Origin of the sequence: Moraxella marmotae, assembly GCF_042219885.1 — a bacterium.
GTDB lineage: Bacteria > Pseudomonadota > Gammaproteobacteria > Pseudomonadales > Moraxellaceae > Moraxella > Moraxella marmotae.
Map to the genome: position 1 here is coordinate 1519644 of NZ_JBHJHR010000002.1, position 22544 is coordinate 1542187.

The window sequence follows — 22544 nt, forward strand, 5'->3', positions numbered from 1 at the left end:
GAAAATTAAGCGGTTTAATTTGGCAGATGAATTGCTAATTTTGGGCTTTTATGATTAAATGACAGGCTTGATAATTGGGTGAATGGGCAACACATGAATCAGCAGGACAATTCACAACTTCCCACATCGGCAGATGACAGCACTGCCAAGGCGGACGCATCGGCTGCGTCTGTGCCGTCTGCCATGCCACCCAATAACCCACCGCCGCACAAATCACGCTGGTTGGTGTATCTGATTCGCTTTTTTTTGACGGCGATTGTGGCGGTGTTATTGCTGCTGTTGTCCTTATTTTATGCCGCCAACAGCGAAACTGGCTCAAAATTTTTACTTGAAAAAATCGCCCTAGAAACTGGCACAGAGCTAAAATACGCCAAAGGCTCACTGGCAAAGGGCTTGTGGGTGTCGGATATTAAAATTGCCCAAGGCGAAGACATCACCGTGCAGGTCAATCAAGCCTATGTACAGCTGGGCTGGCGAGCATTATTTGCTCGTCAAGTGCATTTGGTCAATACGCAGGCGGACGAAGTTTTGGTGATCAACAAAAAACCTGCCAGCGATGAGCCATTTGATTATGCCAGTATTGAGCTGCCCATCACGCTACAATTGGACAACGCCCAAATCAACAAAATCCGCTATGAGCAGGCAGGCAGCACGCCCATATTGTTACACAATATCAAAGCCGAACACGCCAAATGGTCAGGCTCCAAGGTTGAGATTGTCAATGCCAATCTAAGCTATGACGATGATTTGGATATTAGCCACGCCACAGGCGAGATGGATTTGCAAGGGTATTATCCATTGACGCTGGCGGCCGATGTGCATGTGGCGGCACTTGACGATGTGTATTTTGATACTCTGCAAGTCAAGGCAGGGGGCAGCCTTAAGCGTACCACTGGCACTTTGAGCGGTAAATACAACCAATTTCCCATCACAGGCAGCTTTGCTGCCCAAGGCTTGGATAAAGATGTACCGCTAAACGCTCGCCTAGATTTTGATGAAGTGCTGCTACCATATGCCGATGAGCAGCAGATTCGCCTAAAAAATGGTACCATCACCGCCGATGGTGTGATTTCAAACCTTGAGCTGCGTATCAATGCCGACTTGTCCGCCAAAGACATTCCAGATGGACATTATCATGGGCGTGGTATTGTCCGTGATGGCGGTATGGACATTCCTTTTTTGCAGGCAGACACCGCCAATGGCGTGCTGACCGCCAAAGGTAGCATGGAATGGTCGGATAATTATCAGCTGGACGCAACCTTGTTTGGCGATGGTTTTAAGATTCGCCAAGCCATTCCTGATGAGTACCGTGATTATCAAGCGTATCTGCCACAGAGTTTGACAGGCAGTCTTGGGGTGAAGTATTTTTTGCTGGACAGCAGCAATCAGGACACACGCTTTGAATTTGACCTAAATCAAAAAGATGGTGAAAAAATCCGCGCTACCATCAGCCAAAACCAACAAACCGCAAATGCACCTTGGCAAATCAAGGCATCATGGGCAAATCTGATACGCCACCAAGTGCCACAAATTGGCGAGATTAATAGCCACTCTGGACAGGCAAGCATTGTCCTAGACAGCCATCACACCACCATCGACGCCAAGGCAGATATCACAAAATTAAACGCCGCACCAAGCGGTCAATACGCCATCAAAGCCGTGCTTGAGCAAGATAAACGGTTGAATTTAAACGATTTTTATTATCAAGGAGTGATGGGTAAATTGTCTGGCACTGGGCGGCTGGATTTTGCCACTGCACAAAAGCCCCTAACTTGGCAGGTTAATCTCAATGCCGACGCACTGCGTCCCAATGCGTATTTTGATATGCCCAATAAGACGCCGATTGAGAGCATCACAGGGCGTATCATCGCCACAGGTCGCCTGCGTGATGAGCGTGATTTGGCGGTGCATGATATTGATATTAGCGATAGCCAGTTGCGTGCGACCTTGATTGATGGCAAAACAGTGCATCTGACAGGCAAAGGCAGTAGCAATGTACGCCTAAAAAATGGCGATATTGAGCATTTTGTTGCCAAATTTGACGGCAGTGTCGAACAAAACCTGCTACAACTTGGCAAAACTGACTTTGGCATCGATATTGCTGGCAATTTGGATAAGCTGGATATTTGGCGTGCCAATTTGGCAGGCGAGTTTGGCAAATTGTCCTTGACTGGCAAGCTGGCATTGGGCGAGAGCGATGCCATCGGTTGGGATATTAAGGGCAAACTTGACGGCGTGGACACTGCCAAATTTGTCAATGATGACAATCTGCTGGCGAACATCACAGGCAACCTTGGCAGTACTGGCAAATATCGCAAGGGGCGGTTTGACAATCTGGCGGTAAAATTTGACGGCAATATCCGCAATCAGCACCTACCACAAGGGCAGCTGAGTTTGGACATGACTGGCAAGGGTCAGCGTTTTGAGATAAAACGCTTGACGCATCAAGGTCAGGCAGGCGGACTGGACGCCACAGGCTGGCTGGATATGAGCAAAGGCTTGGCTTGGCAGTTAGACACCAGCATGAATGAGCTGAATTTAGGGGCGTTTGTCAAGTCGCTAAACACCAATCTTAATGGCAAAATCAGCCTAAATGGTCGCTGGCAAGATGCCGTGCAGGTGATTGATATTGCCAATCTTGACATCACGGGTAACTATCACGGTCAGCCGCTGAGTGCCACAGGGTCGCTATATGCCGAACTTGCCTTGCCAAAAGATTTGACAGGGTATATTAATCAAATCAAAGCCGCCAGCCGCCGACCCAAGACTTCAGATGAGCTGCTTGGTTTGCGTGGTCGCATCGATGCCAATGCTCGCCAAACGCAAAATATTATCCGTAAATTAAAGGCAGACGACCTAAAAATCCAAATCGGCAGCAATCAACTTGCCATGACAGGCGATGAGCAGCAGCTGACTGCCAGTGTCAATGTGGTGGATTTGGGACAGATTATTGACAAAGCCAATGGTGTCATTAAAGGCGGCGTGATTTTGACCAGTGATGACAATCAATTGCCGACCTTGTACATCGATGTGGCGGTATCAGGGGTGCGTATGCCCAATATCGTCATTCAAAACGCCCAAGCCATCGGCAAAATCGTCAATTTGGGCAACAGCGACAGCCAGCTGTTGGTGCAGGGTAATGACATTATCGTGGTTGGCAAGGTCATTAAGTCGGCACGCATGGATTTTTCGGGTACTGAAGATGCTCACACGCTCACACTGGCTACCAAAAGCGGCGACATCGAAGCGGCAACTCAGCTGGTCGGCTCGCTAAATCGTAAGACGATGAAATACACAGGCGTGCTGTCCGAAGGCTTTATTAAGAGCAAATTTGGGCAAATGGTGCAGCGTCAGCCGACCGAATTTGCCTACGGTATCAATGATGGTAGCGTGCAAGTGGCGGCACATTGCTGGCAGACGGTGCATGTCAAAGACGATGGTGTGGGCGTGATTTGCCTACAAGACACGCTCAATTATACGCCAACGGCAGGCCATATCAATTTGGTCGTCCAAAACCTAGACACGCAAGTATTTTCGGCGGCATTGCCAAGTGATATTCAGTGGCAATCCACGCTAAATGGGCGAGCCAAAGCCACCTGGGGTCATCAAGCAAATCCTGAAGTTGATGTGGCTTTGTATTCGGACAATGGCAGCATTGGACTGTCCCAAGAAGGCACTGGATATGTGCAGATGCCCTATCGCCATGTCGCCATCGTTGCCAAAAGCGTCGAAAAAGGGCTAAAAATCCGCACCGATGTGCTGGGAGCGGCAGGCCGTGGCTATGCCGATGTGATTGTTGATCCATATCAAGCCAACAAAACCATCTCTGGGGCGTTGGTGATGAATGATCTTAATCTGGCGGTGCTGCGTCCGTTTTTCCCAAGTATTCAGACGCTGTCCGGCAAGGTAAGTTTGGCAGGCGGTTTGGGCGGTACTTTGTCCAAGCCATTATTCTACGGCAATGCCAATTTGGAAAATGGGGCATTGACCATCGTGGGCGTGCCGCTGCCATTGACAGACATCAATGCCACCATGAACATTCGTGGTACGCACGCTGCACTGGACGGCAGCTTTGCTGGTGGCGATGGTCAAGGCATGCTGTATGGCGATGTCGATTGGGCAAATGAAGTTAAGGCATTGCTTGGCATTTCTGGCGAAAACTTAACCGTCAATCGTCCGCCGTTGGTGGTGGCACAGATCAGCCCAGATTTGGAAGTGATTATTAAACCATTCCAAAAATCGGTCGATGTCGAAGGCGTGATCAGCATTCCTAATGCCACCATTCGCCCACCTGAATCCACCGCCCAAATCGTCAGCGAGTCGCCAGATGTTTCGGTGCTTGACCGCCGCATCACAGGCAATGTCGATCAAGTTTTGGCGGTGGTTGAGCCATGGAATATCAACGCCAATATCGGCGTGGACTTGGGCAATAAGGTGGAGTTTCGTGGCTTTGGGGCAAGATTGCCACTGGCGGGGGCATTGCATTTGACCCAGTCAGGACAAGGGGCAATGCAGGCGTTGGGCGTGGTGCAGGTGTCTGAACGCACCAAAATTGACGGTATCGGACAAAATCTGGAGCTTAACTATGCCCAAATCCGCTTCGATGGCGATATGCTCAACCCAAGACTGTCCATCGAAGGCGAAAAACAGGTCGAAGGGCAAACTGTTGGCGTGCGGATTCGTGGTACGGTGAATAACCCTGATATTGTGGTGTTTAATGATGCAGGCTTAAGCGAACAGCAGGCGATGAATGCACTGGTAACAGGGCGTATCAGTGAGTCAAACGACACTGGCATTACCCAGCAGGGTTTTCGCTCACAAGTCACCAATCAGCTGGCAGCAGCAGGCTTAAGCCTTGGCTTGTCAGGCACACGCAACCTAACCAATCAAATCGGTCAAGCCTTGGGCTTACAAAGTCTAACCATCGACGCTTCTGGCAGCTCGGACGATACCCATGTCAATGTTACTGGCTACATTACGCCAGATTTGTACTTGCGTTATGGTGTCGGTGTCTTTAATGCCGAAAGCAGCTTATCACTTCGCTATCAGCTCACTCGCCGTGTGTATATCGAAGCGACCAGTGCTACTGAGAACATGGTTGATGTGATTTATCGCTGGAAGTTTTAGCCATCGGTTTGTTTTTGCCAAGGTTTTGTTGGCGGTTTGTCAAATAGGCTAATAAATCGGCTAACAATCGGTTAATAACTGGCTAAAATTGTTTAAAACTTGGCTAAGTTGGTCACCCAGCCATTGCACCAACTTAGCCATTTTTTACATTCATCAAATTCATCACACCTATCAAATTCGCCATATCAGCCAATTTTTCACCAATCTCATCATCTTTTTTTTGCTTTGCATTAATTTTACTTTTGCTATTTTTTATCGGTCAAAAACCCAACAGGCACCACGATTTGTGATGCCTGTTGGGTTTGGAGAAAGTCGGTTTAAATCGGTTATTCCAAATGGTATCATTCACCAAAAAAACTCAGAAACCTTTGATTAATAAGACTTATTTGGTCAAAATCAGACGGTTATTGCGTGTTAGGCGTAGGCGATATTCTTCACCTTGATGCTCGATGCGAACTTCCTTGGTCATGGCAAATAGGTTTTGTGAATATAGCGTTGGTAGACGAATGCTGTCACGGTTGCTAAAATAACGAGCGATACTCATAGTCATGGCGATTTTCCTTTTATTGACGGGTGATGGGTGGTTATCCCAAGCCGTATGCTAAACTATTGAATTGTTTGAAAACAATATGTTTATAAAAACAATGTTTTGATTCGTGATTGCAAAATTGCAGTTAAAATGATAATTTAAATTACTTAGTGAATGATACTTGTTTTTAAACAATAATAATTATCATTTGTGGTAATAATAACAGATTTTTGATAAATTGCAAATATAAATTGCAAAAATTGGCAAAATTTATCAAAAAAGTTTATAACCAATTGAAATATAACAAATTATGAAAAACTCAAAACCAAGCCCTAATCCAAATTTAAATCCAAACCCAAACCCAAGCTCAAAATTGGTGGTGGTGGAAGTTGCGGTGGCAATTTTGCGATATGCCGAGCAGTTTTTATTGGCCCAGCGCGCCTTACATCAGCATCAAGGGGGTAAGCTGGAATTTGTCGGCGGCAAGATTGAGCAGGGCGAATCTGGCAAGGCGGCACTACGCCGAGAAGTGCAAGAAGAAATCGGTTTACATTTACAATCCGACCAGTTGGTCTGTATTGGTAAAATCCATCATGATTATGGCGATAAAGCGGTTTGTTTGCATATTTATGAAGTTCATCTTAATGAAGGCCAGTATCAATCATTACGCCATCGCCGCACAGGTGCCGAGAATCAACGCCTGTATTGGCTGACTTTGCCACAGATTTTGGCGAATGCCGAGCGTTTACCTGCTGCCAATTTGCGTATTTTGTCATGGCTGAAGTTGCCACCGCTGATTTATATCAGTCGGGCGTTGGGCGAGTTTGCCAGTGCTGATGATTTTGTGCATTATTATGTAGATAATCTAACAAATCAAGCGTATTTTTATTTACGAGCTTGTGTGTCTGTCGATGCCAGCATTGCTTTGTTGGCTGCGATACGGTGTCGGCGTGATGACATTGTACTGATTGTGCCGTATTCGCTTTATCAAGCCTGTAAGCATCAGGCGATGGCAGTTGATGGCTTATTGGTGAAATTGACCGCCGATGAGCTGGCTTATTTTTATCAAAATCCTTGGCTACTGGATAAACACTTGCCGATTTTTGTCGGTGTGCATGATGAAGTAGAGCTTATCAAAGCAAACGCACTGGCACGCTCGCATCAGGTGTTGGCGGCGTGGATTTCGCCTGTGCAAGCAACCCTGTCGCACCCAGACGCTGCGGCATTGGGCTGGCAAGGTTTTGCCAAGCTGAGCTGTCAATGTGATGTGCCGTCTGTGGCATTGGGGGGCTTGAGCGTGGATGACTGGCACACCGCCAAAGCACATGGGGCAATCGCTGTCGCAGCAATTCGTGGTTTATTAAAAATGACTGATGAAAACTGCTGACATTTGTGAAAATTTTAGTTAGAATAACTGCAATGATTGGTCAAATGTTTTGTTAAGGATTGTGATAAATTTCAGATGGTGATTGATTAAGATAGTGATGTGATAAGATTGTAAAAATCACCGATAAAGCATTAAAGCATTGAGCAAGTGTAAAATGCGAACAAATATGAATAAGCAGTGATAAATTATATCAAAGGAGATTGTGATGAAAAAACTGATACTTGCGGCGGCGTTGGCACTGGGTTTGGCTGCTCCTGCATGGGCGGACACGCCAGAGATTGATGTGGTTAGGCAGGTTTATGAAGACTTTGCCAGTAGCAGCAGCGACCAATGGATAAACTATCTGGGCAGTCAGGAATTGAAGCAGAATTTAATTCAGCGTGATAATTATGAATATTGGTTTAATAATAATTATCAAGGCGAAATGAGTGAATGTGCCGAAAGTATACACATTGCTTATCCTGGCAATGATGACAGTTTTTTAAATGAGATTAATTATTACCAAGATGATGACTGGGTGGTTGCTGAGATTATACCGCAAGATTCAGGTTTTGAAGTGGACGAGCCGATGTATGTGGGCTTTTCGCTAATTAATGAAAATGGCAAGATTGTGATTGATGATGTTGGGCCTGTGTACGACGATGGCGATGGCACGGTGTTTCATTCGTTCAAAGAGCAAGTTAGCCAAATGTGTGATATTGACAATCCTGCGTTATAATCAATCAGTTTAATGACTTTAGTCGAATTTTTAATCACTATTTTTTTTAACCGATGTTAATCAGTTTTAATCAATCTTAACCACAATCAAGGAGTTATCGATGAAAAAAGGTCTTATCAAAAGTGTGATTATCGCCGCAAGTCTGGCGGTTGCTATGACTGCATCGGCAAAAGCCACGCCGATTAAATTTGCCAAAGGCAGCTACTGCGGCTCATGGTCTGGCGAGTTTTATGGCGATACCAAGACTTTTAGCTTAGGCTTGGGTGCTGGCCAAGATGTGAGCATTTCGGTGGCTGATGGTTCTGTTTTGTCAAAATTTAGCGGCCCAACTGGTGAGCTGCGCAGCTATGGCGGTGATTATTCTTCGAGCTATTTCAAAACCAAAAAAGCTGGCATGCACTATGTGACGGTGGTGTACATTCCGCATAAATACGCTGATTATCAAGGGCCAAAATCATCGGCAAGCGTTGAAGTTTGTGCTTATTAAACTGCTCAAGCTGGGGCGTGGCGATGGTTGGGTTTTGCACTGGAATGATATGCTGGTATGAATTAAAAAAATACCACCATTTCTAAAATAAATTAACATTGCCAAGCCATGCCGTTTGTTTTATAATCCAGTTGTTTGAACAATCTAATCACAAGGTATCGGACGCTTGTGGCTGGTGGGTTAAGATTTATTTTAATGTATTTTAATGTCATTTGGGATAAATTTATTACCAGTGGATTTGCTCGGTTTGGTTTGTGAGTGAATCGCCTGCAGGCGTGCGATGCGTTTTTAATGCTTTTGACTTAACATTGTAAGGAATATGCTATGTCAGATTTATATTCTACCCATTTATCCGCTCGTAAAGCACAAGAATCTCAAGCAGTTGAGCTGTTGGTTGTGCTAAATGGCTTGGCAAATAACCAAGTTTCGGTTACTTTTTTGGGAGAGCGTGTTGCATTGAATGTGGCAACGCTGATTGCACTGCATGATGACAGCGGTGTGGCGTTGGCTGACACTTTGGCATTGGCAAAAGCATTGAGCGACAAGGGCTTGGCAAATACCACGCTTGACATTGCCCAAGCGGTCAAAGCAGGCAAATCTGCCGATGATTTTACCAGTGGTGCTGATGTGCCAGCCACTGATGTGGTGCTGTACGGCTTTGGTCGTATCGGTCGCATTTTGGCACGCTTATTGATGAGCCGTCCAGCGTCAGATAAGGGCTTGCAGCTAAAAGCCATCGTCGTGCGTCCAGCAGGCGACGGCGATCTTGCCAAGCGTGCGTCATTGCTTGAGCGTGATTCGGTGCATGGCTGGTTTGATGGCTCGGTGCAAGTGGACACCACCAACCATGGCATTGTGGTCAATGGCCGCTTTATTAAAGTGATTTATGCCGCTGATCCAAGCGAGATCGACTACACCGCTCATGGTATCAATAACGCCATCGTCATTGATAACACAGGCAAATGGAAAGATGAAGCAGGGCTTGGCAAGCATTTGGCAAGTCGTGGCGTGGCCAAAGTGCTACTGACCGCACCAGCCAAAGGCGACATCAAAAACATCGTTTATGGCGTCAATCACGACACCATCGGCAGTGATACCATCGTTTCGGCGGCAAGCTGCACGACTAACGCCATCACCCCAACCCTAAAAGTACTACACGATGAATACGGCATCGTCAATGGCCATATGGAAACCGTTCACGCCTTCACCAATGACCAAAACTTGGTGGACAACCATCACAAATCTGACCGCCGTGGCCGTGCTGCACCACTAAATATGGTGATGACCAGCACAGGGGCGGCATCGGCGGTTGCCAAGGCAATTCCTGAGCTAAAAGGTAAGCTGTCTGGCAATGCAATCCGTGTACCGACGCCAAATGTTTCATTGGCAATTTTGAATCTAAACTTTGATAAAGCCGTGGGTGATGCCGAAGCCGTCAATGCCTTTATCAAAGCCAAATCACGAAGCGAACAATGGCAAGCTCAAATCGATTATTCAGACTCATCAGAAGCGGTTTCGACCGACTTTGTTGGCTCTGAAAAAGTGGCAATCTTTGACGCCAAAGCCACCATCGCCAGTGATAACCGTGCCACTTTGTATGTGTGGTATGATAACGAAATGGGTTATAGCACCCAAGTTATCCGTGTCGCTGAAGTGATGGCGAAGTGATTTTCATGAAGTTATTCATGATTTAAAAAGCCAACAAAAACCCTATCCGATCAAACTCGATAGGGTTTTTATTTTTAAGTATTTCTTATAAATTTATCCAATAACGCCGCACGATTTTGTCATTTAGTGTGAGCTTGTTTTCAAGTACGCCACCGACTTTTTCGATCACTTTGGCAGATGCTAAGTTGTCATCATTGCAGGTGATAAGAACTTTATCCAGTCCTTTTTGTTTACAATGGGTGAGTGTATTTTTTAGCATCGTACTTGCCACGCCTTGACCCCAAAACGCTGGGTGTGTGCTATAGCCGATATGTCCGCCTTGCATTCTTAAAAAGTCATTTAATTCATAACGAACATTAATAATCCCAAGCACTCGTCCCAATTCATCAATACCCAAAAAGGTATCATCAGCGACTTTAATAAAGGCATTATTGGGTGCAGGCGTGCCAGCAGGGGCATCGGCAAAGTTTAGCCAATCTTGATAATTGTCAAACATCGCCAGTGATGCTCCGTGTAGGAACAACCCTTGCTCTTCAAAAGATTTGGCAAGTGCCAATACGCCATCTTGATGCTCAAGTGTTGGCTTGGTCAGTGAAATGCTTGGCATAAACACGCTCCGCTGTGCTTGGTGGAAATGTAAATACTGCGGTTATCATAACATGGGGAAAAGGCGGTGTCCAGAAAAGCAAATTGCTTACCGATTTGTGGTATCATGAATATCATAAAAGCATTTGATTGAATCAACCAAATAAATAATATTCGATATACTAAAATACAATCTGAAAAGTAGATTTTCAGACGGCATTTATCATTAAAAAACTCTCAAAAAATCGCCCACTCTTTTACACAAAATCCTGCATCAAATCTTCCACCACCTCTTTTACAGGGCGGATAGCGTGAATATAAGTAATCCCGTTGCCCACGGAAATATAGCCTTTTTCCAAATCGCCGAGTAGCATTCCCTGACGCATTCCATAGCCGCCAGTTTGGGCTTCGGCGAGTGCTTCTCGGCTTGCACCGTTTGCGTCCATTTCCACCAATTTATGTGCTAATTGGGTCGGCAACGAGCGGTAGTAGGCTGGCAGGGTGCGGAACAGTAATAAGTCTTGTGCGGTGCTGTCCACCAGCATTTGTTTGACGCTGTCGTGCATTCGGTTTTCTTCGGTCGGCAACAACACCGAGCCGACAAATACGCCTTCTGCACCTAGGGCGAAACTGGCACGCACGCCACGCACATCGGCGATACCGCCTGCTGCCAGCACAGGAATGCTCACTGCGTCCGCCATTTGTGGCACGATGGAAAATGTGCCGATGACTTTTTCAGGCACTGTGCCACCTTCATCAAAGCCTGTTGCCACAAAAATATCCGCACCGATTTCTTCGGCATAGCGAGCGTTTTGCACGGTCGGCGTGAGTGGACGGAACAGAGTTTTGATGCCAGCGGCTTTGAATTTTGCCATCATAGGTTTGTAGTCGTAGCCGTCAATGCCGTTGAGTAACGCCACCGGCACTTGCTCTTCAATCAGCAAGTCCACGATCAAATCAATGGTGCTAAAGTCATACGACAAAATCACTGGTGCACCGAACGGCTTGTCGGTCAAGGCTTTGGTTTTGCGGATTTCTTCACGGAACGTACGGATCAACTCTTCGGTAGTTTTTGGGGCGTTTTGCAAGCCAGCGTTCGGCCCGAGAATGCCCAAACCGCCGGCATTGCTCACCGCCGCCACAAATTTAGCGTCCGTCATCCACGACATCGGGCCTTGAACAAGGGGGAATTTAATGCCTAAAATTTCTGTTACACGATTACAAGCGGTCATTTTGTTGTCCTTTTTTGCAAATTGAATTTAAACTGGCACTATTATAATTTCCCAAAATCAAAATAAAAACCGCCTAATTTAAGAATTAGTTTCTCAAATTTGCAAAGGTGTATCATTTTATTGGGCTATTTTCTTACGCCATATTGATAGCTTACGCCCAAATGTTCACGCAAGGTTGAGCCTTCATAATCGGTGTGGAAAATTCCTCGAGCTTGCAAAATCGGCACGACCTGTTCTACAAAATCTTTCACGCCTGTTTGGCTGTCTGGTGCGAGCGAAAAGCCGTCTGTCGCCCCTGCTTTAAACCATTCTTCCATAAAATCGGCGACATCTTCTGCCGTGCCGACCACCACAGGATGATAGTTAATCACGCCGTTGGCAAGCACATCTTTGGGCGATAAGCCTTGTTTAATCAGTTCCACCGCTCTTGGCGAACGCGGATCGTGCGGATGTGGCGTGGCTTGCTTTTGTAAATGAGTGGGCAAAGGTTGATTGACATCTAAATGCTGTAAATCCACGCCGATCATCGCCGATAAATAGCGAATTTGTCCGTAAAATTCATCATCGCTCATAAAATCAAGCAGCTGATGACGGCGAGCCAGAGCGTCTTCGTATGTTTTGCCGATGGTAAACATAAACCCAGAAAACATATTGATTTCATTAGGATTTCTGCCGTGTTTGATGGCACTTTGCTTTAAAATGTGGCGGTAATGTCTTGCCTCTTCAATGCTAAATGGATTGGCATACACGCCGATGGCAAATTTCCCTGCCAATTCAATCCCTTCAGGGCTAGGGCCTGCCTGAAAAATGGGCGGTTGTCCTTGGGCGGTGGCAGGAATGGGCAACGCACCTTTGACTTGGTAGTGTTTGCCTTGGTAATTGGCAGGCTTGATTTGGCTCATATCGGCAAAAACGCCTGATTTTGGGTCGGCGATGTAGGCATTTTCGCCAAAAGTTCCCCACAGCGTTTGCACCGCTTCCACCATTTCGTGTGCCATCTCGTAGCGAGTTGTGGTGTCAGGCAAGGGCTTGTTGCCAAAATTATAGGCAGTAAACGCCGTGCCAGTCGTTACCGCATTCCAGCCAACTCGCCCACCGCTTAGGGTGTCGAGCGTTTTTAATTGGCGAGCCAAATTGTAGGGTAGATTGTAAGTGGTGGAAAAGGTCGCCACCATACCGATTTTTTGCGTGGTATAGGCAACGGCAGACAGCATCACCATCGGCTCAAGGGGAAACGCAGGCGAGCGAGTGCTGATGTCCGTACCACCGCCAGCACCGCCAAATGACGGCGTATCAGCGATAAACAGCGTGTGGATTTTGCCTTGTTCGGCGAGTTTGGCAAGTTCGACATAATAACGGACATCGGTGTAGGCACGCTCGTTACTGTCGGCAAGCCGCCACGATTGAAACTCTCCGCCATAACCTGACACCAGTTGCAGGGCGAGTTTGATTTGTTTGTTTGAATTATCAAGATAATCAGCCATTTTATTTCTCCGCATAAAATTGATGGGATTATTATAGGTTCTTATTTTTAAAATAAGAATGGCGATTTTTTGGAAGTTATTTCTTGAAAATGGGAAGGTGAAACGAAAACAGCTTAATTTATTATTTAAGCTGTTTGTTGATATTTTTAACCTTAAGATTTCGCCAATCGTAACTGTAAATTTAATTTAAAATAAAATTTACCATTTTCTTGATATACCAACCCAAAGCGATGGCGAGATGATGAAGGTGTGTCAAAAAAAGTATTTTGGTAGAAAAAGTTCTTTAAAATATGGTCTTTGTTAGTATGATAAAATAATAATTCGCCTGAATCATTAACCAACAATACGCTATTAGCTGTCAAATTACCATCCCATTCATGGGTGGGGAAAATCCCCAAAATACTGGCTTTGATAAAATCTTTTAATCGGCAATGTACTTGATCTCGTTGTTCTAAATCAACAATTTTTTGTATAGGGTAGTCCGCTAGACGATTCGTAATTTGCTTTTGGAAAAATGCAAGTAATGCATCTGCCAACATTTCAGGCATATAGCTGTCTGTTTTTCGCAAAGTGGATTCATAAATAGGATTTTCGCATTTTTTAAAGATTAAACTTCCGCCCAAATCAGAAATTTTTTGCAAACGATCTTTAATTTTAGAGCGTGTATTAATCGCATTAATCTGCTCCATCATTTCGCTATTGATGTTTTCAATTTCATAAATAAAATTTGTTGCTTGTGATGCATTAATGAGTGTTGGCGAACCACCCAAAAATGATTTAATGCTGGCATTTTGCTGGTTAAAAATATGTCCGTTATCATCAAATGATAAGGAAATATCTCCTTTTTCATAAGCAGTACCTTTGCTTTTTTCTAGACCTAATAAATCAACTTTATCATCCAATACCGAACTGGAAAAAGTACTTCTGCCATTTTTAATATCATTCACAATTTGTGTTAATTCATCAAGTCTAATGAATTGTGATAACTCTATATTTTTTTGCTCTCCGTTTTGATGAATAATTATTTCGCTTCTATTTAAATCGATGCGTGATTGTTCTGTATGTATTTTTAATACACTAATATAATCATTGGAAAATTGTGCGTTCAGATCACCATAATATATTTTTTGTTCAAAAATTACTTTGCATAAAGCATAGATTTCACTTAATTCGCCTTTATTTCTTTTAATTGCCATATCATCTTGCTCGTTAAAAAAATCTTGATTGATATTCAAATAGTTAATAACTTCATTTGCTACCCGCCTCACCACTTCCACGCAGACACTGTTACCAAGCTGTTTCATTGCTTGAGTTTTTGAAACAGGAAAATGATAAGTGTCTGGAAAAGCCATCATTTTTTTACTTTCATTAATACCAATGCGTTTTACTTCACCATCAACACGGTAAAATTCCCAATTGCGTCTATCATCGATATTTGAGCCTTTTCCTCCCACTCGTAGGGTAAAGCCAATTTCTTTTTCACAATGACCGCCCCAAATATCACTCATTGTATAAGTTAATGGCAGTTTTGGCGGAAATTGAAAAGGCGGTAATTCATCAGCATTCCTAAATCCAATAATAAATACTCTAGGGCGATGTTGTGGAATGTTATAATCTGATGCTTTCAATACTTGATAATAAACACGATAACCTGCTTTTTTTAATAAAGTTTGAATGATTTCAAACGTTTTGCCATCATCGTGATTAATCAAATGACGCACATTTTCTAATATAAAGGCTTTTGGTCTTTTAGCTTCAATAATATCTAGAATGCAGAAAAATAAATTACCTCTTTCTGAATCTTCACCATCATCAAAACCTTTTTTTAAACCTGCTTGTGAAAAAGGCTGACAAGGAAATCCAGCACATAAAATATCATGGTTTGGGATTTGATTTGGGCTAATCTTGCGGATATCATCATTAAATTCAAATTCTTGCGTATTAAAATTATGTGAATACGTTTGGCGAGCGTGAACATCTTTTTCACTAGCAAACACACATTTTGCACCCAAAGAATGCAATGCCAAATGAAACCCACCAATACCTGCAAATAAATCAATAAATTTAATATCTTGTAATTGGGGGGTAGTAATACGCTCTTTTTGATTACCAAAAGAGAGTGGTAGTTGCTGTTGATGTGAATGGTGATAAGCTGAAATACTCAAATGGGTTACCTTTTTTTAAATTTCAAAGGGAAATGACTTGGGTATTATAGCTTTTTGGGGGATAAAAATCCATTTTCAGGCTGACTATCTAAGCCAAAAAGAGAAAGGGGGGGGGGCTGTAGTGTCAAAGACCGCTTAAAAGTGCCATAAAAAAACACCATGCAAATCAACCGTACCCCAAAATTTAAAGATAGGGCTTATTTGCACGGTGCTTTAATTTACCTTGGATTAACCTCAATCTTTGTTTTTGGTCGAAAATCCAAAAATCCGATAAAGGGGACAAAAATTAATCAACGCCGTAACCACCAATACCGCCCCGACATAGCCCCATTCACCAATCACGCCCATGGCTGTCAAGCCAATTAACACCACGCCAGCAAGCAAGCGTAAGATGCGGTCAAAACTGTGTAGATTACTTTTCATGATTTACTCCTTTGTTGAGTTACAAGAACAAGATAACGCACGATTATAAGGTAACAACGCCAACAGTTTTGCCATACCACAAAAACCAGTCAGTCCAGCGAACAGTAGCCCTGCACCGACAAAAGCACTTATGCCATAAAACAGCGGTGAGACTAACGCTCCCAATAGCACGCCCAACAAAATCAGCAGACCTGCCACGATTTGCACTTGCCGCATAAGGCTGATGGGCTGAGAACGGTCAATCTCTGTCGGCAGTCCTGCCTTTTGCCACGACTGCAAACCGCCGTCCATAATGTAAGCGGTGCAATTTGCCGTACAACCTGTGATTTTATCGGCATTTTGGGCGGTTCTCATCCCTGACAGGCAATGAAAAATTACAACAGAATTGCCCTGTAATTGACTTGCATCAAGGCTATCAATCGGCATACATACCGCACCAGGGATATGCTGGCGGGCAAATTCATCGGACGAGCGAATATCGATCAGCGTCGCCCCTTGTGCCAATTTGTCGGCAACTTCGTTTGGGCTGATTTTGAGGATTTGGGACATATTTTTTTCCTTATGGACAAAAAATTTCCTTTAAAACCAAAATGATACGAGCCACTTTGTCATCACAAATGCAATAAAATAAGGTCTGCGACTGCCGACGGTAGCCGATCAGTCCTTCATCTCGCATTTTTGCCAAATGCTGTGAAAGTGCCGACTGGCTGAGCGTGGTCATTGCGTGTATCTGCCCGACACTCATCTCGCCATGTTCTATCAGTAGGCAGAGAATCTGCAGTCGGTTTTCGTTTGCTAAAACTCGCAAAAAATCGCTTGCTTGTTTGGCTTGTTCAGGAAATGTGGGATTGGGTAAAATATCTTTCATAATTTAGAACTCTCTAATTTAGTAAATTCTAATATAAATCATTGAAAAGGTCAAGTGGTTATTTTTAATACAACCATTTATTTTTGCCAATAAAAAGCGGTATAGTAGAAAAAATGGTTGCTAAAAAGTGGGTTAAACCCTTATAGTACAAGGCTTTAACCCACTTTTTTTTGAAAAATGAACAAAAAACTGCCCTTTTTGCACAAGTTCTAATATTAAGAAAAACGGTATTAGAAATAATATTCAACGTTATAAATGCAATCACTGTAATAAAGTTTTCACCTTTCAAATAAAATTAAATCCTGAAAAGATTTGGCAAGATTATTCATCAGGAAAACAAACCTATAAAGAGCTCGCTAATAAATACCAATGCTCTGTCAGAACTATTCAAAGATATATTGAAAAGCCCCTAAATCTATCTTAAAAGAGCCTATTTCAACCAAATTAAACCTAATTATGGATACGACATTTTTTGGACGAGAATTTGGTATTTTAGTTTTAATGGATAGCTTAACGAAAAAAGTGGTTTATCATCAAATCGTGAAGCCTAAAAAGGATGTTTACTACGTGTTGGCTATGAATAAATTAAGAGAAAAAGGATATATAATTCAATTAATTACTTGCGATGGTCGCCGTGGTTTACTAAAGGATTTATTTGATACCCCAACACAGATGTGCCATTTTCATATGGTTGCAATCGTGATGAGAAGATTAAGGAAAAAACACCAATCTCTAGCGGGAAAAGAATTAAAAGTGATTGTAAAAAAAATTTAAAAGAAAGTCATAAAAATGATTTTTATCGGCGATTACATCAATGGTATTTAAAACATCAAGAATATTTAAATGAACGCACTTCCAAACCGAATAAAAAAGGTTATTTTTCTTACAAACATCATAATGTAAGGGGAGCTTATGCGAGCTTGAAACGTTATGAGAAATATTTATTTACCTTTGAGAAGTATTCTGAATTAAATATTGAGAGAACAACTAATAGGTTAGAAGGGCTATTTAGTGAGCTCAAGCGGAAATTAAATAATCACAATGGATTAACGAAAAAATATAAGATATTGTTTATAAAGGATTTTTTGAATAAAAAGAGTTGCTAACAATGTAAAAAAATAATTATTAGCAACCATTTTGTCCACTACACCAAATTTACAAAGAAAAACACCGATTGAAGTGTGTTTAAACGGTGTTTTATTAAGATAATTATCGCACCGACTGACGATAATTTTCCCTAATATCGTCAATACTTACTTTTATCTTATTTCTTTCAACTTGCCACCAAGAAAATCCATTTAATCTCTCTGCCTTTACCCTTTTGATTTTTGCCGACAAGGTGTGCATATCATAGATTTGGGTTTGATAAATCAGCTTTCCGTCTGCAGTTAATTCGGCAAATTCATCACTATTTTTTAAATAAAATCTTTCGCCAATTTCAAAAAAACCTGCTTTAATCATATCAACCATAGGAGCTTTTAAGGGCTTTTCATCAAACTTTGCACGAGCAATTTCATTATCTTCAAAAACTACTTGATTTACTCTTTTTATGCCCGCTTGAACATATTCTAGCTTCTGCTCAATTGCCAAATAATTTCTACCTAATTTTTTCGCAACTGCTGATGTAGTCATTGTGCCACCAAATGGATCAAATACTATATCGCCCATATTAGAAGTTAAAGCAATAATTCTATATAATAATTCTTCTGGTTTTTGGGTTGAATGTAATTTTTCGCCATGAGCATTTTTTAATCTTTCATTGCCGTTGCATACTGCGAAACGCCACACCGACCCCATCTGTTTCCGTTTACCGCTATCAAATAAATTCATACTAATATTATCCGTGTTTAATTGTTTAGCTGTTTTATAATGAAAAGTAAATTTGCTTTTTTTGTCTTTGGTTGCCCAAATTAAAGTTTCGTGCGAATTATTTAAACGAGTTCCCATAAAATTGGGTGTTGGATTGGTTTTGTGCCAAATTACATCGTTGATGAACCAAAATCCTAACTCTTGCATAATTGCACCAATAGTATAAATACATTGCATTCCACCAATAACCCAAATGGAACCATTTTTTGTTAAAATACGATAACATTCTGTCAACCATTGGCGAGTAAATTCAGTGTAATCTTGATTGGTATTAAAAGTATTATCCCATTCATCATCACAACCTGAAAAATCTGTACCTTCCGGACGTTTTAATACGCCCTCAACTCTCATCCAATAAGGCGGATCTGCGAAAATTAAATCAATACTATTGCTGGGGATTCTTTTCATTTCTTCCAAGCAATCACCATGGATTATGATGTTTTTTTGCAATTCTTCCATATTACAATCCTTGCAGATTTTTACCAGTAGGAAATAATTCTTTTCTTAATTCTATAAAATCACTGTTATCCGATAATAATTTTTGAATTAATCTTGGCTCATTAGTTTTTAACTTTTGTAATGCTAATCTGATCTCATCACTAGAATCAAAGTCAGGTACACTCAAAATATCCTTACTGTGCTCACTTTTATTTTGTTTTAAATGAGAAATTAGCTCTTCCCAAACATCTATCCTTTTAAAAAAAATCAGAAAAAATTTCTTGCCCATACCACAAGTGTAATTCTAATAAATCATCAGTATTTGTATCAATACTTTCTTGATAATAGCGTTTATTTTTGGCAAGGCTGGAATCAGTAAACCACATACCTGCAATAATTTTCTGATTGGGATATTGATTTTTTAATGCACGAATTTTTTTGATGAAATTAAGGTATTGACCACGCTTTTTTGTACTGTCATGGTCATCACGAACTTTTTGCTCAATCAAATAAACCTGATTATCTTTCATAAAAACTTGATCGGCACTCAATGGATTACTTTCTTCATCAAGTCCAATATTTTTATTTAGATTTTGATAACCCATTTCGACAATATATTGAGTAAATATTTCTTCCAAAAAATCACCAAACTTAATTTCACAACTTTGTGTTAGATTTTGAATAAGTTTAGTTTTGGCATTGGTTATACGAAATAACCCAATATAACGTTTTGGATTTAACAAAACAGTTCTTAAAATCTCATAATTTAAATCATCTCCAAAAACCCGCCCTTGCAGTTTTTGTTTAAATTCACAATATTGCATTCATCACACCTAGTAAGTTTGATTATTTTAAAGCTGACTATTATACCTTTTTGAGAGCTCAAAATCCATTTTCAAGCATACTAAAAAGTGATTTTGAAAAATTTAAAAGGAAATATCACTTAAAACAATAAATGGCGTTTTGGGTAATTTGATGATTTTTATTTCAAACTCTGCCCAAATTCAGCATACAAATCAGGCAACACTTTTGCCAAACAGCTAAATTGTTTTTGACAAACTGCGCTTACATACCTGCTTGAAAATAGTGAATGGGGGTTTGGGTTAAATCGTAGTGCATTTGCCTACTCCGTTTTGCTTTGTAAAAGATGTGCCTATTTTAACCGCTTGTTTGACAAATAAATACCATCAGTTTTGGCTTAATATGCTATAATGCCAAAATTTTTTAATTCTTTAGGTAATTAGACGATGGCTGATGTAAAATACGATTTCGAAAATTCTTTGAATGCTTTTGTGCAAACTTTGCAAAAGCACATTAGTGATGAAGACAATAAATGGTCTATTAAGGGATTTATTGATATTTATAAAAATATTTATACCATTTCTGCGGATACTAAAATAATATCAAAGGTTTTAGAAATTCATATCTTTCCATTATTGCTACAATTTGCTGAAAAGTATAATTACAAAATAGTTTTGGCTGAACACCAGAATTATTATCCAGATATTTCATTTGTACATAATCAAAATGAAAAAATTCGTTTTGCAGTTGATTTTAAAACTACTTATCGTAATCCAAAGAAACCACATTTATGTAACGGCTTTACTTTAGGGTCTCACGGTGCTTATTTTACTGACAGAAATAGCACTAAAAATATCCAGTTTCCATATAGCAGCTATCTAGGGCATTATTGCTTAGGCATTATTTATGATAGAACTTTAAATACCGAGATTGATGAAACAAAAATTTTTGACATCAATCAACTGCATTCCATCTCGTCAGTCATTGGTAATTTTCAATTTTTTGTTACAGAGAAATGGAAAATTGCAAGCGATAAAAGTGGTAGTGGTAATACTGCGAATATCGGTAGCATCAATAATATCAATGATATTATTATGGGGCGTGGAATGTTTGCTCATTTAGGCGAACAATGGTTTGATGATTATTGGATAAACTATCGTAAAATCCAAGTCAAACAAGATGATGGAAGTTATAAAATCATTAGCAATCTAAAAGATTTTGTTCTATATCGTGGAGGAAATCCTGATTTAATAATTTATAAAAACAATCAGGAGTAAATAAGATGAAGGTTGTTATTCCTCCCATCAAATCACAAGGTATTAAAACAAAGCTTGTACCCAGCATTGCTAGCCATATTCCAAAAAACTTTAATGGAACTTGGATTGAACCATTTATGGGGACTGGCGTTGTTGGTTTTAACCTTGCTCCAAATAAAGCCATTTTTTGTGATACTAACCCACATTTAATTCAATTTTATCAACAAATTATCAACAAACAAATTACATCAAAAATAGCCCGTGAGTTTTTAAGTGATGAAGGCTTTTTGTTGTTGGAAAAAGGTGAGCAACATTACTACGACATTAGAGAGCGTTTTAATCGATTTCATAACCCATTGGATTTTTTATTTATAAATCGTGCTGGCTTTAATGGAATGATTCGTTTCAATAAAAAAGGGGAGTTCAATATTCCATTTTGTAGAAAACCCCAAAGGTTCGCTCAATCCTACATCACAAAAATTGTGAATCAGATAGAAAGAATATCGGAAATATTTGCAATAAAAGACTTTCAATTTATTTGCCAGACATTTGAAAAAACCGTTGATATGGCAAGCGAAAATGATTTGATTTATTGTGATCCACCTTATATTGACAGACATACTGACTATTATAATCAATGGCAAGAAAAAGATGAATTTAAACTGCACGAATTACTAAAAACTACACCTGCTTATTTTATCTTATCCACTTGGCATCATAATATTTATAGAAAAAATCAATATATAGATACTCTGTGGGGGGAGTTTAATATTTCTACACAAGAGCATTTTTATCACATAGGAGCAAAAGAAGCCAATAGAAACACTATGATGGAAGCAATTATTTGTAATTTTAATGAATTAGATTCATCAATTACTCGCAATAAAATTAATGTACTTGAAAAACAGTTGGTTTTATTATGAATGTGCAGAAAATATGAAATCTAAAAAAACAAGATTTACGAGTTATCCGCACCCACAAACTCATCAAAAACGCATTGATTGAACTGTTAAAGTGAAAGAATTTGAACAAATTGCCGTGCAGGACATTGTGGATTTGGCAATGGTTAATCGGGCGACTTTTTATAAATACTATTCAGGCAAAAGCGATTTGGCAGGGGCATTGATTTCTGAATTTAAAGAAAAATACCAAACAGCATTAGAACAAAAATTTGGCAAAGATAACAACATTGCCGAATTGATGAACAATCAAATTCCAGCTTTATATGCCGAACGCCAAACCATTTTGGCACTTTGGAAAATCAAAACCAAGCGACATCATTTGTACGATGATATGTTTTTGATGATTAAAAACAATTATATCACCTACCAAAAACAGCTTAACCCCAATCAAAATTTTGATTATCAAGGACAAATTTTAGCAACCATTATCTTAAATACTGCTCGCTATTATTTTGAAAAAGATTTGCCCATTCCTGTTAAACAAGTTTGGGCGGATATTGAAATGACATTAAAAACGGTGCAGGCAGCCTAAAACTTAATTCCAA

20 protein-coding genes and 1 pseudogene are annotated in these 22544 nt (G+C 40.9%); 10 read left to right on the forward strand and 11 right to left on the reverse strand.

Features of this window, described 5'->3' with window-relative positions; all coding sequences use genetic code 11:
• Positions 1-93 precede the first annotated feature (93 nt).
• Positions 94-5127, forward strand: coding sequence for a translocation/assembly module TamB domain-containing protein (locus ACFBZI_RS06945; protein ID WP_375715658.1), 5034 nt, complete (start codon positions 94-96; stop codon positions 5125-5127).
• Positions 5128-5509: 382 nt separating this feature from the next.
• On the opposite strand, the gene hemP is transcribed toward ACFBZI_RS06945, so the two are convergent.
• Positions 5510-5671 (reverse strand): hemin uptake protein HemP, encoded by a 162-nt coding sequence (hemP, locus tag ACFBZI_RS06950; protein ID WP_375716333.1) that lies wholly within the window; start codon positions 5669-5671, stop codon positions 5510-5512.
• Between the two features lie 295 nt (positions 5672-5966).
• Here hemP and ACFBZI_RS06955 point away from each other — a divergent pair, with 295 nt between their 5' ends.
• From ACFBZI_RS06955 to ACFBZI_RS06970, 4 genes are all read left to right on the forward strand, one after another.
• The gene (locus tag ACFBZI_RS06955) at positions 5967-7043 is read left to right on the forward strand and encodes an NUDIX domain-containing protein (RefSeq protein ID WP_375715659.1); all 1077 of its coding nucleotides are present in this window, start codon (positions 5967-5969) and stop codon (positions 7041-7043) included.
• 205 nt (positions 7044-7248) lie between these two features.
• Positions 7249-7761, forward strand: coding sequence for a hypothetical protein (locus ACFBZI_RS06960; RefSeq protein ID WP_375715660.1), 513 nt, complete (start codon positions 7249-7251; stop codon positions 7759-7761).
• A gap of 100 nt (positions 7762-7861) precedes the next feature.
• A complete protein-coding gene (locus tag ACFBZI_RS06965) occupies positions 7862-8248 on the forward strand; it encodes a hypothetical protein (protein ID WP_375715661.1) in 387 nt (128 codons plus the stop codon).
• A gap of 324 nt (positions 8249-8572) precedes the next feature.
• Entirely contained in the window at positions 8573-9916 is a 1344-nt protein-coding gene (locus tag ACFBZI_RS06970) for a glyceraldehyde-3-phosphate dehydrogenase (RefSeq protein WP_375715662.1), read from the forward strand.
• A gap of 85 nt (positions 9917-10001) precedes the next feature.
• Here the strand turns inward: ACFBZI_RS06970 and ACFBZI_RS06975 are convergent, their stop codons facing one another.
• From ACFBZI_RS06975 to ACFBZI_RS07005, 7 genes are all read right to left on the reverse strand, one after another.
• Positions 10002-10523 carry a GNAT family N-acetyltransferase gene (locus tag ACFBZI_RS06975; RefSeq protein WP_375715663.1) on the reverse strand — a complete coding sequence of 174 codons (522 nt, stop codon included), beginning with the start codon at positions 10521-10523 and terminating at the stop codon, positions 10002-10004.
• Between the two features lie 235 nt (positions 10524-10758).
• Positions 10759-11733, reverse strand: a complete 975-nt coding sequence (locus ACFBZI_RS06980; protein WP_375715664.1) for an NAD(P)H-dependent flavin oxidoreductase — start codon at positions 11731-11733, stop codon at positions 10759-10761.
• 125 nt (positions 11734-11858) lie between these two features.
• Positions 11859-13217 (reverse strand): NtaA/DmoA family FMN-dependent monooxygenase, encoded by a 1359-nt coding sequence (locus ACFBZI_RS06985; RefSeq protein ID WP_375715665.1) that lies wholly within the window; start codon positions 13215-13217, stop codon positions 11859-11861.
• A 152-nt stretch (positions 13218-13369) separates the two neighbouring features.
• Entirely contained in the window at positions 13370-15382 is a 2013-nt protein-coding gene (locus ACFBZI_RS06990; protein ID WP_375715666.1) for a DNA cytosine methyltransferase, read from the reverse strand.
• Positions 15383-15616: 234 nt separating this feature from the next.
• Positions 15617-15805 carry a YgaP family membrane protein gene (locus tag ACFBZI_RS06995; RefSeq protein WP_375715667.1) on the reverse strand — a complete coding sequence of 63 codons (189 nt, stop codon included), beginning with the start codon at positions 15803-15805 and terminating at the stop codon, positions 15617-15619.
• A gap of 3 nt (positions 15806-15808) precedes the next feature.
• Positions 15809-16354 (reverse strand): rhodanese family protein, encoded by a 546-nt coding sequence (locus tag ACFBZI_RS07000; RefSeq protein ID WP_375715668.1) that lies wholly within the window; start codon positions 16352-16354, stop codon positions 15809-15811.
• Between the two features lie 10 nt (positions 16355-16364).
• Complete coding sequence (locus tag ACFBZI_RS07005) at positions 16365-16673, reverse strand: ArsR/SmtB family transcription factor (protein ID WP_375715669.1); 309 nt, start codon at positions 16671-16673, stop codon at positions 16365-16367.
• Positions 16674-16872: 199 nt separating this feature from the next.
• Between ACFBZI_RS07005 and ACFBZI_RS12100 the strand changes: the two are divergent.
• Both ACFBZI_RS12100 and ACFBZI_RS07010 read left to right on the forward strand, forming a co-directional pair.
• Positions 16873-17097, forward strand: a pseudogene (locus tag ACFBZI_RS12100) (IS1/IS1595 family N-terminal zinc-binding domain-containing protein); the annotation flags it as partial.
• A gap of 32 nt (positions 17098-17129) precedes the next feature.
• On the forward strand, positions 17130-17447 hold the full coding sequence (locus ACFBZI_RS07010) for a hypothetical protein (RefSeq protein WP_375715670.1): 318 nt from the start codon (positions 17130-17132) through the stop codon (positions 17445-17447).
• A gap of 435 nt (positions 17448-17882) precedes the next feature.
• On the opposite strand, the gene ACFBZI_RS07015 is transcribed toward ACFBZI_RS07010, so the two are convergent.
• Genes ACFBZI_RS07015 through ACFBZI_RS07025 form a run of 3 tightly spaced genes read right to left on the reverse strand, consistent with a single transcriptional unit; the run spans position 17883 to position 19804 of the window.
• Positions 17883-19001 (reverse strand): DNA-methyltransferase, encoded by a 1119-nt coding sequence (locus tag ACFBZI_RS07015; protein WP_375715671.1) that lies wholly within the window; start codon positions 18999-19001, stop codon positions 17883-17885.
• Position 19002: 1 nt separating this feature from the next.
• Positions 19003-19269, reverse strand: coding sequence for a hypothetical protein (locus ACFBZI_RS07020; RefSeq protein WP_375716352.1), 267 nt, complete (start codon positions 19267-19269; stop codon positions 19003-19005).
• Entirely contained in the window at positions 19238-19804 is a 567-nt protein-coding gene (locus ACFBZI_RS07025; protein WP_375715672.1) for an HpyAIV family type II restriction enzyme, read from the reverse strand. Before ACFBZI_RS07025 ends, ACFBZI_RS07020 begins: the two co-directional genes overlap by 32 nt.
• A 423-nt stretch (positions 19805-20227) precedes the next feature.
• Here ACFBZI_RS07025 and ACFBZI_RS07030 point away from each other — a divergent pair, with 423 nt between their 5' ends.
• From ACFBZI_RS07030 to ACFBZI_RS07040, 3 genes are all read left to right on the forward strand, one after another.
• Positions 20228-21058: a type II restriction endonuclease gene (locus ACFBZI_RS07030; RefSeq protein WP_375715673.1), complete on the forward strand. Its 831-nt coding sequence runs from the start codon at positions 20228-20230 to the stop codon at positions 21056-21058.
• 5 nt (positions 21059-21063) lie between these two features.
• Positions 21064-21960: a DNA adenine methylase gene (locus tag ACFBZI_RS07035; protein ID WP_375715674.1), complete on the forward strand. Its 897-nt coding sequence runs from the start codon at positions 21064-21066 to the stop codon at positions 21958-21960.
• A gap of 91 nt (positions 21961-22051) precedes the next feature.
• On the forward strand, positions 22052-22531 hold the full coding sequence (locus ACFBZI_RS07040; RefSeq protein WP_375715675.1) for a TetR/AcrR family transcriptional regulator: 480 nt from the start codon (positions 22052-22054) through the stop codon (positions 22529-22531).
• Positions 22532-22544: the final 13 nt, after the last annotated feature.

What these genes read in the sequence shown, in the direction of transcription:
- ACFBZI_RS06945 (WP_375715658.1), top strand. Translation starts at nt 94, where the DNA reads ATGAATCAGCAGGACAATTCACAACTTCCCACATCGGCAGATGACAGC.
- hemP (WP_375716333.1), bottom strand. Translation starts at nt 5,671, where the DNA reads ATGAGTATCGCTCGTTATTTTAGCAACCGTGACAGCATTCGTCTACCA.
- ACFBZI_RS06955 (WP_375715659.1), top strand. Translation starts at nt 5,967, where the DNA reads ATGAAAAACTCAAAACCAAGCCCTAATCCAAATTTAAATCCAAACCCA.
- ACFBZI_RS06960 (WP_375715660.1), top strand. Translation starts at nt 7,249, where the DNA reads ATGAAAAAACTGATACTTGCGGCGGCGTTGGCACTGGGTTTGGCTGCT.
- ACFBZI_RS06965 (WP_375715661.1), top strand. Translation starts at nt 7,862, where the DNA reads ATGAAAAAAGGTCTTATCAAAAGTGTGATTATCGCCGCAAGTCTGGCG.
- ACFBZI_RS06970 (WP_375715662.1), top strand. Translation starts at nt 8,573, where the DNA reads ATGTCAGATTTATATTCTACCCATTTATCCGCTCGTAAAGCACAAGAA.
- ACFBZI_RS06975 (WP_375715663.1), bottom strand. Translation starts at nt 10,523, where the DNA reads ATGCCAAGCATTTCACTGACCAAGCCAACACTTGAGCATCAAGATGGC.
- ACFBZI_RS06980 (WP_375715664.1), bottom strand. Translation starts at nt 11,733, where the DNA reads ATGACCGCTTGTAATCGTGTAACAGAAATTTTAGGCATTAAATTCCCC.
- ACFBZI_RS06985 (WP_375715665.1), bottom strand. Translation starts at nt 13,217, where the DNA reads ATGGCTGATTATCTTGATAATTCAAACAAACAAATCAAACTCGCCCTG.
- ACFBZI_RS06995 (WP_375715667.1), bottom strand. Translation starts at nt 15,805, where the DNA reads ATGAAAAGTAATCTACACAGTTTTGACCGCATCTTACGCTTGCTTGCT.
- ACFBZI_RS07000 (WP_375715668.1), bottom strand. Translation starts at nt 16,354, where the DNA reads ATGTCCCAAATCCTCAAAATCAGCCCAAACGAAGTTGCCGACAAATTG.
- ACFBZI_RS07005 (WP_375715669.1), bottom strand. Translation starts at nt 16,673, where the DNA reads ATGAAAGATATTTTACCCAATCCCACATTTCCTGAACAAGCCAAACAA.
- ACFBZI_RS07010 (WP_375715670.1), top strand. Translation starts at nt 17,130, where the DNA reads ATGGATACGACATTTTTTGGACGAGAATTTGGTATTTTAGTTTTAATG.
- ACFBZI_RS07015 (WP_375715671.1), bottom strand. Translation starts at nt 19,001, where the DNA reads ATGGAAGAATTGCAAAAAAACATCATAATCCATGGTGATTGCTTGGAA.
- ACFBZI_RS07020 (WP_375716352.1), bottom strand. Translation starts at nt 19,269, where the DNA reads ATGGGCAAGAAATTTTTTCTGATTTTTTTTAAAAGGATAGATGTTTGG.
- ACFBZI_RS07025 (WP_375715672.1), bottom strand. Translation starts at nt 19,804, where the DNA reads ATGCAATATTGTGAATTTAAACAAAAACTGCAAGGGCGGGTTTTTGGA.
- ACFBZI_RS07030 (WP_375715673.1), top strand. Translation starts at nt 20,228, where the DNA reads ATGGCTGATGTAAAATACGATTTCGAAAATTCTTTGAATGCTTTTGTG.
- ACFBZI_RS07035 (WP_375715674.1), top strand. Translation starts at nt 21,064, where the DNA reads ATGAAGGTTGTTATTCCTCCCATCAAATCACAAGGTATTAAAACAAAG.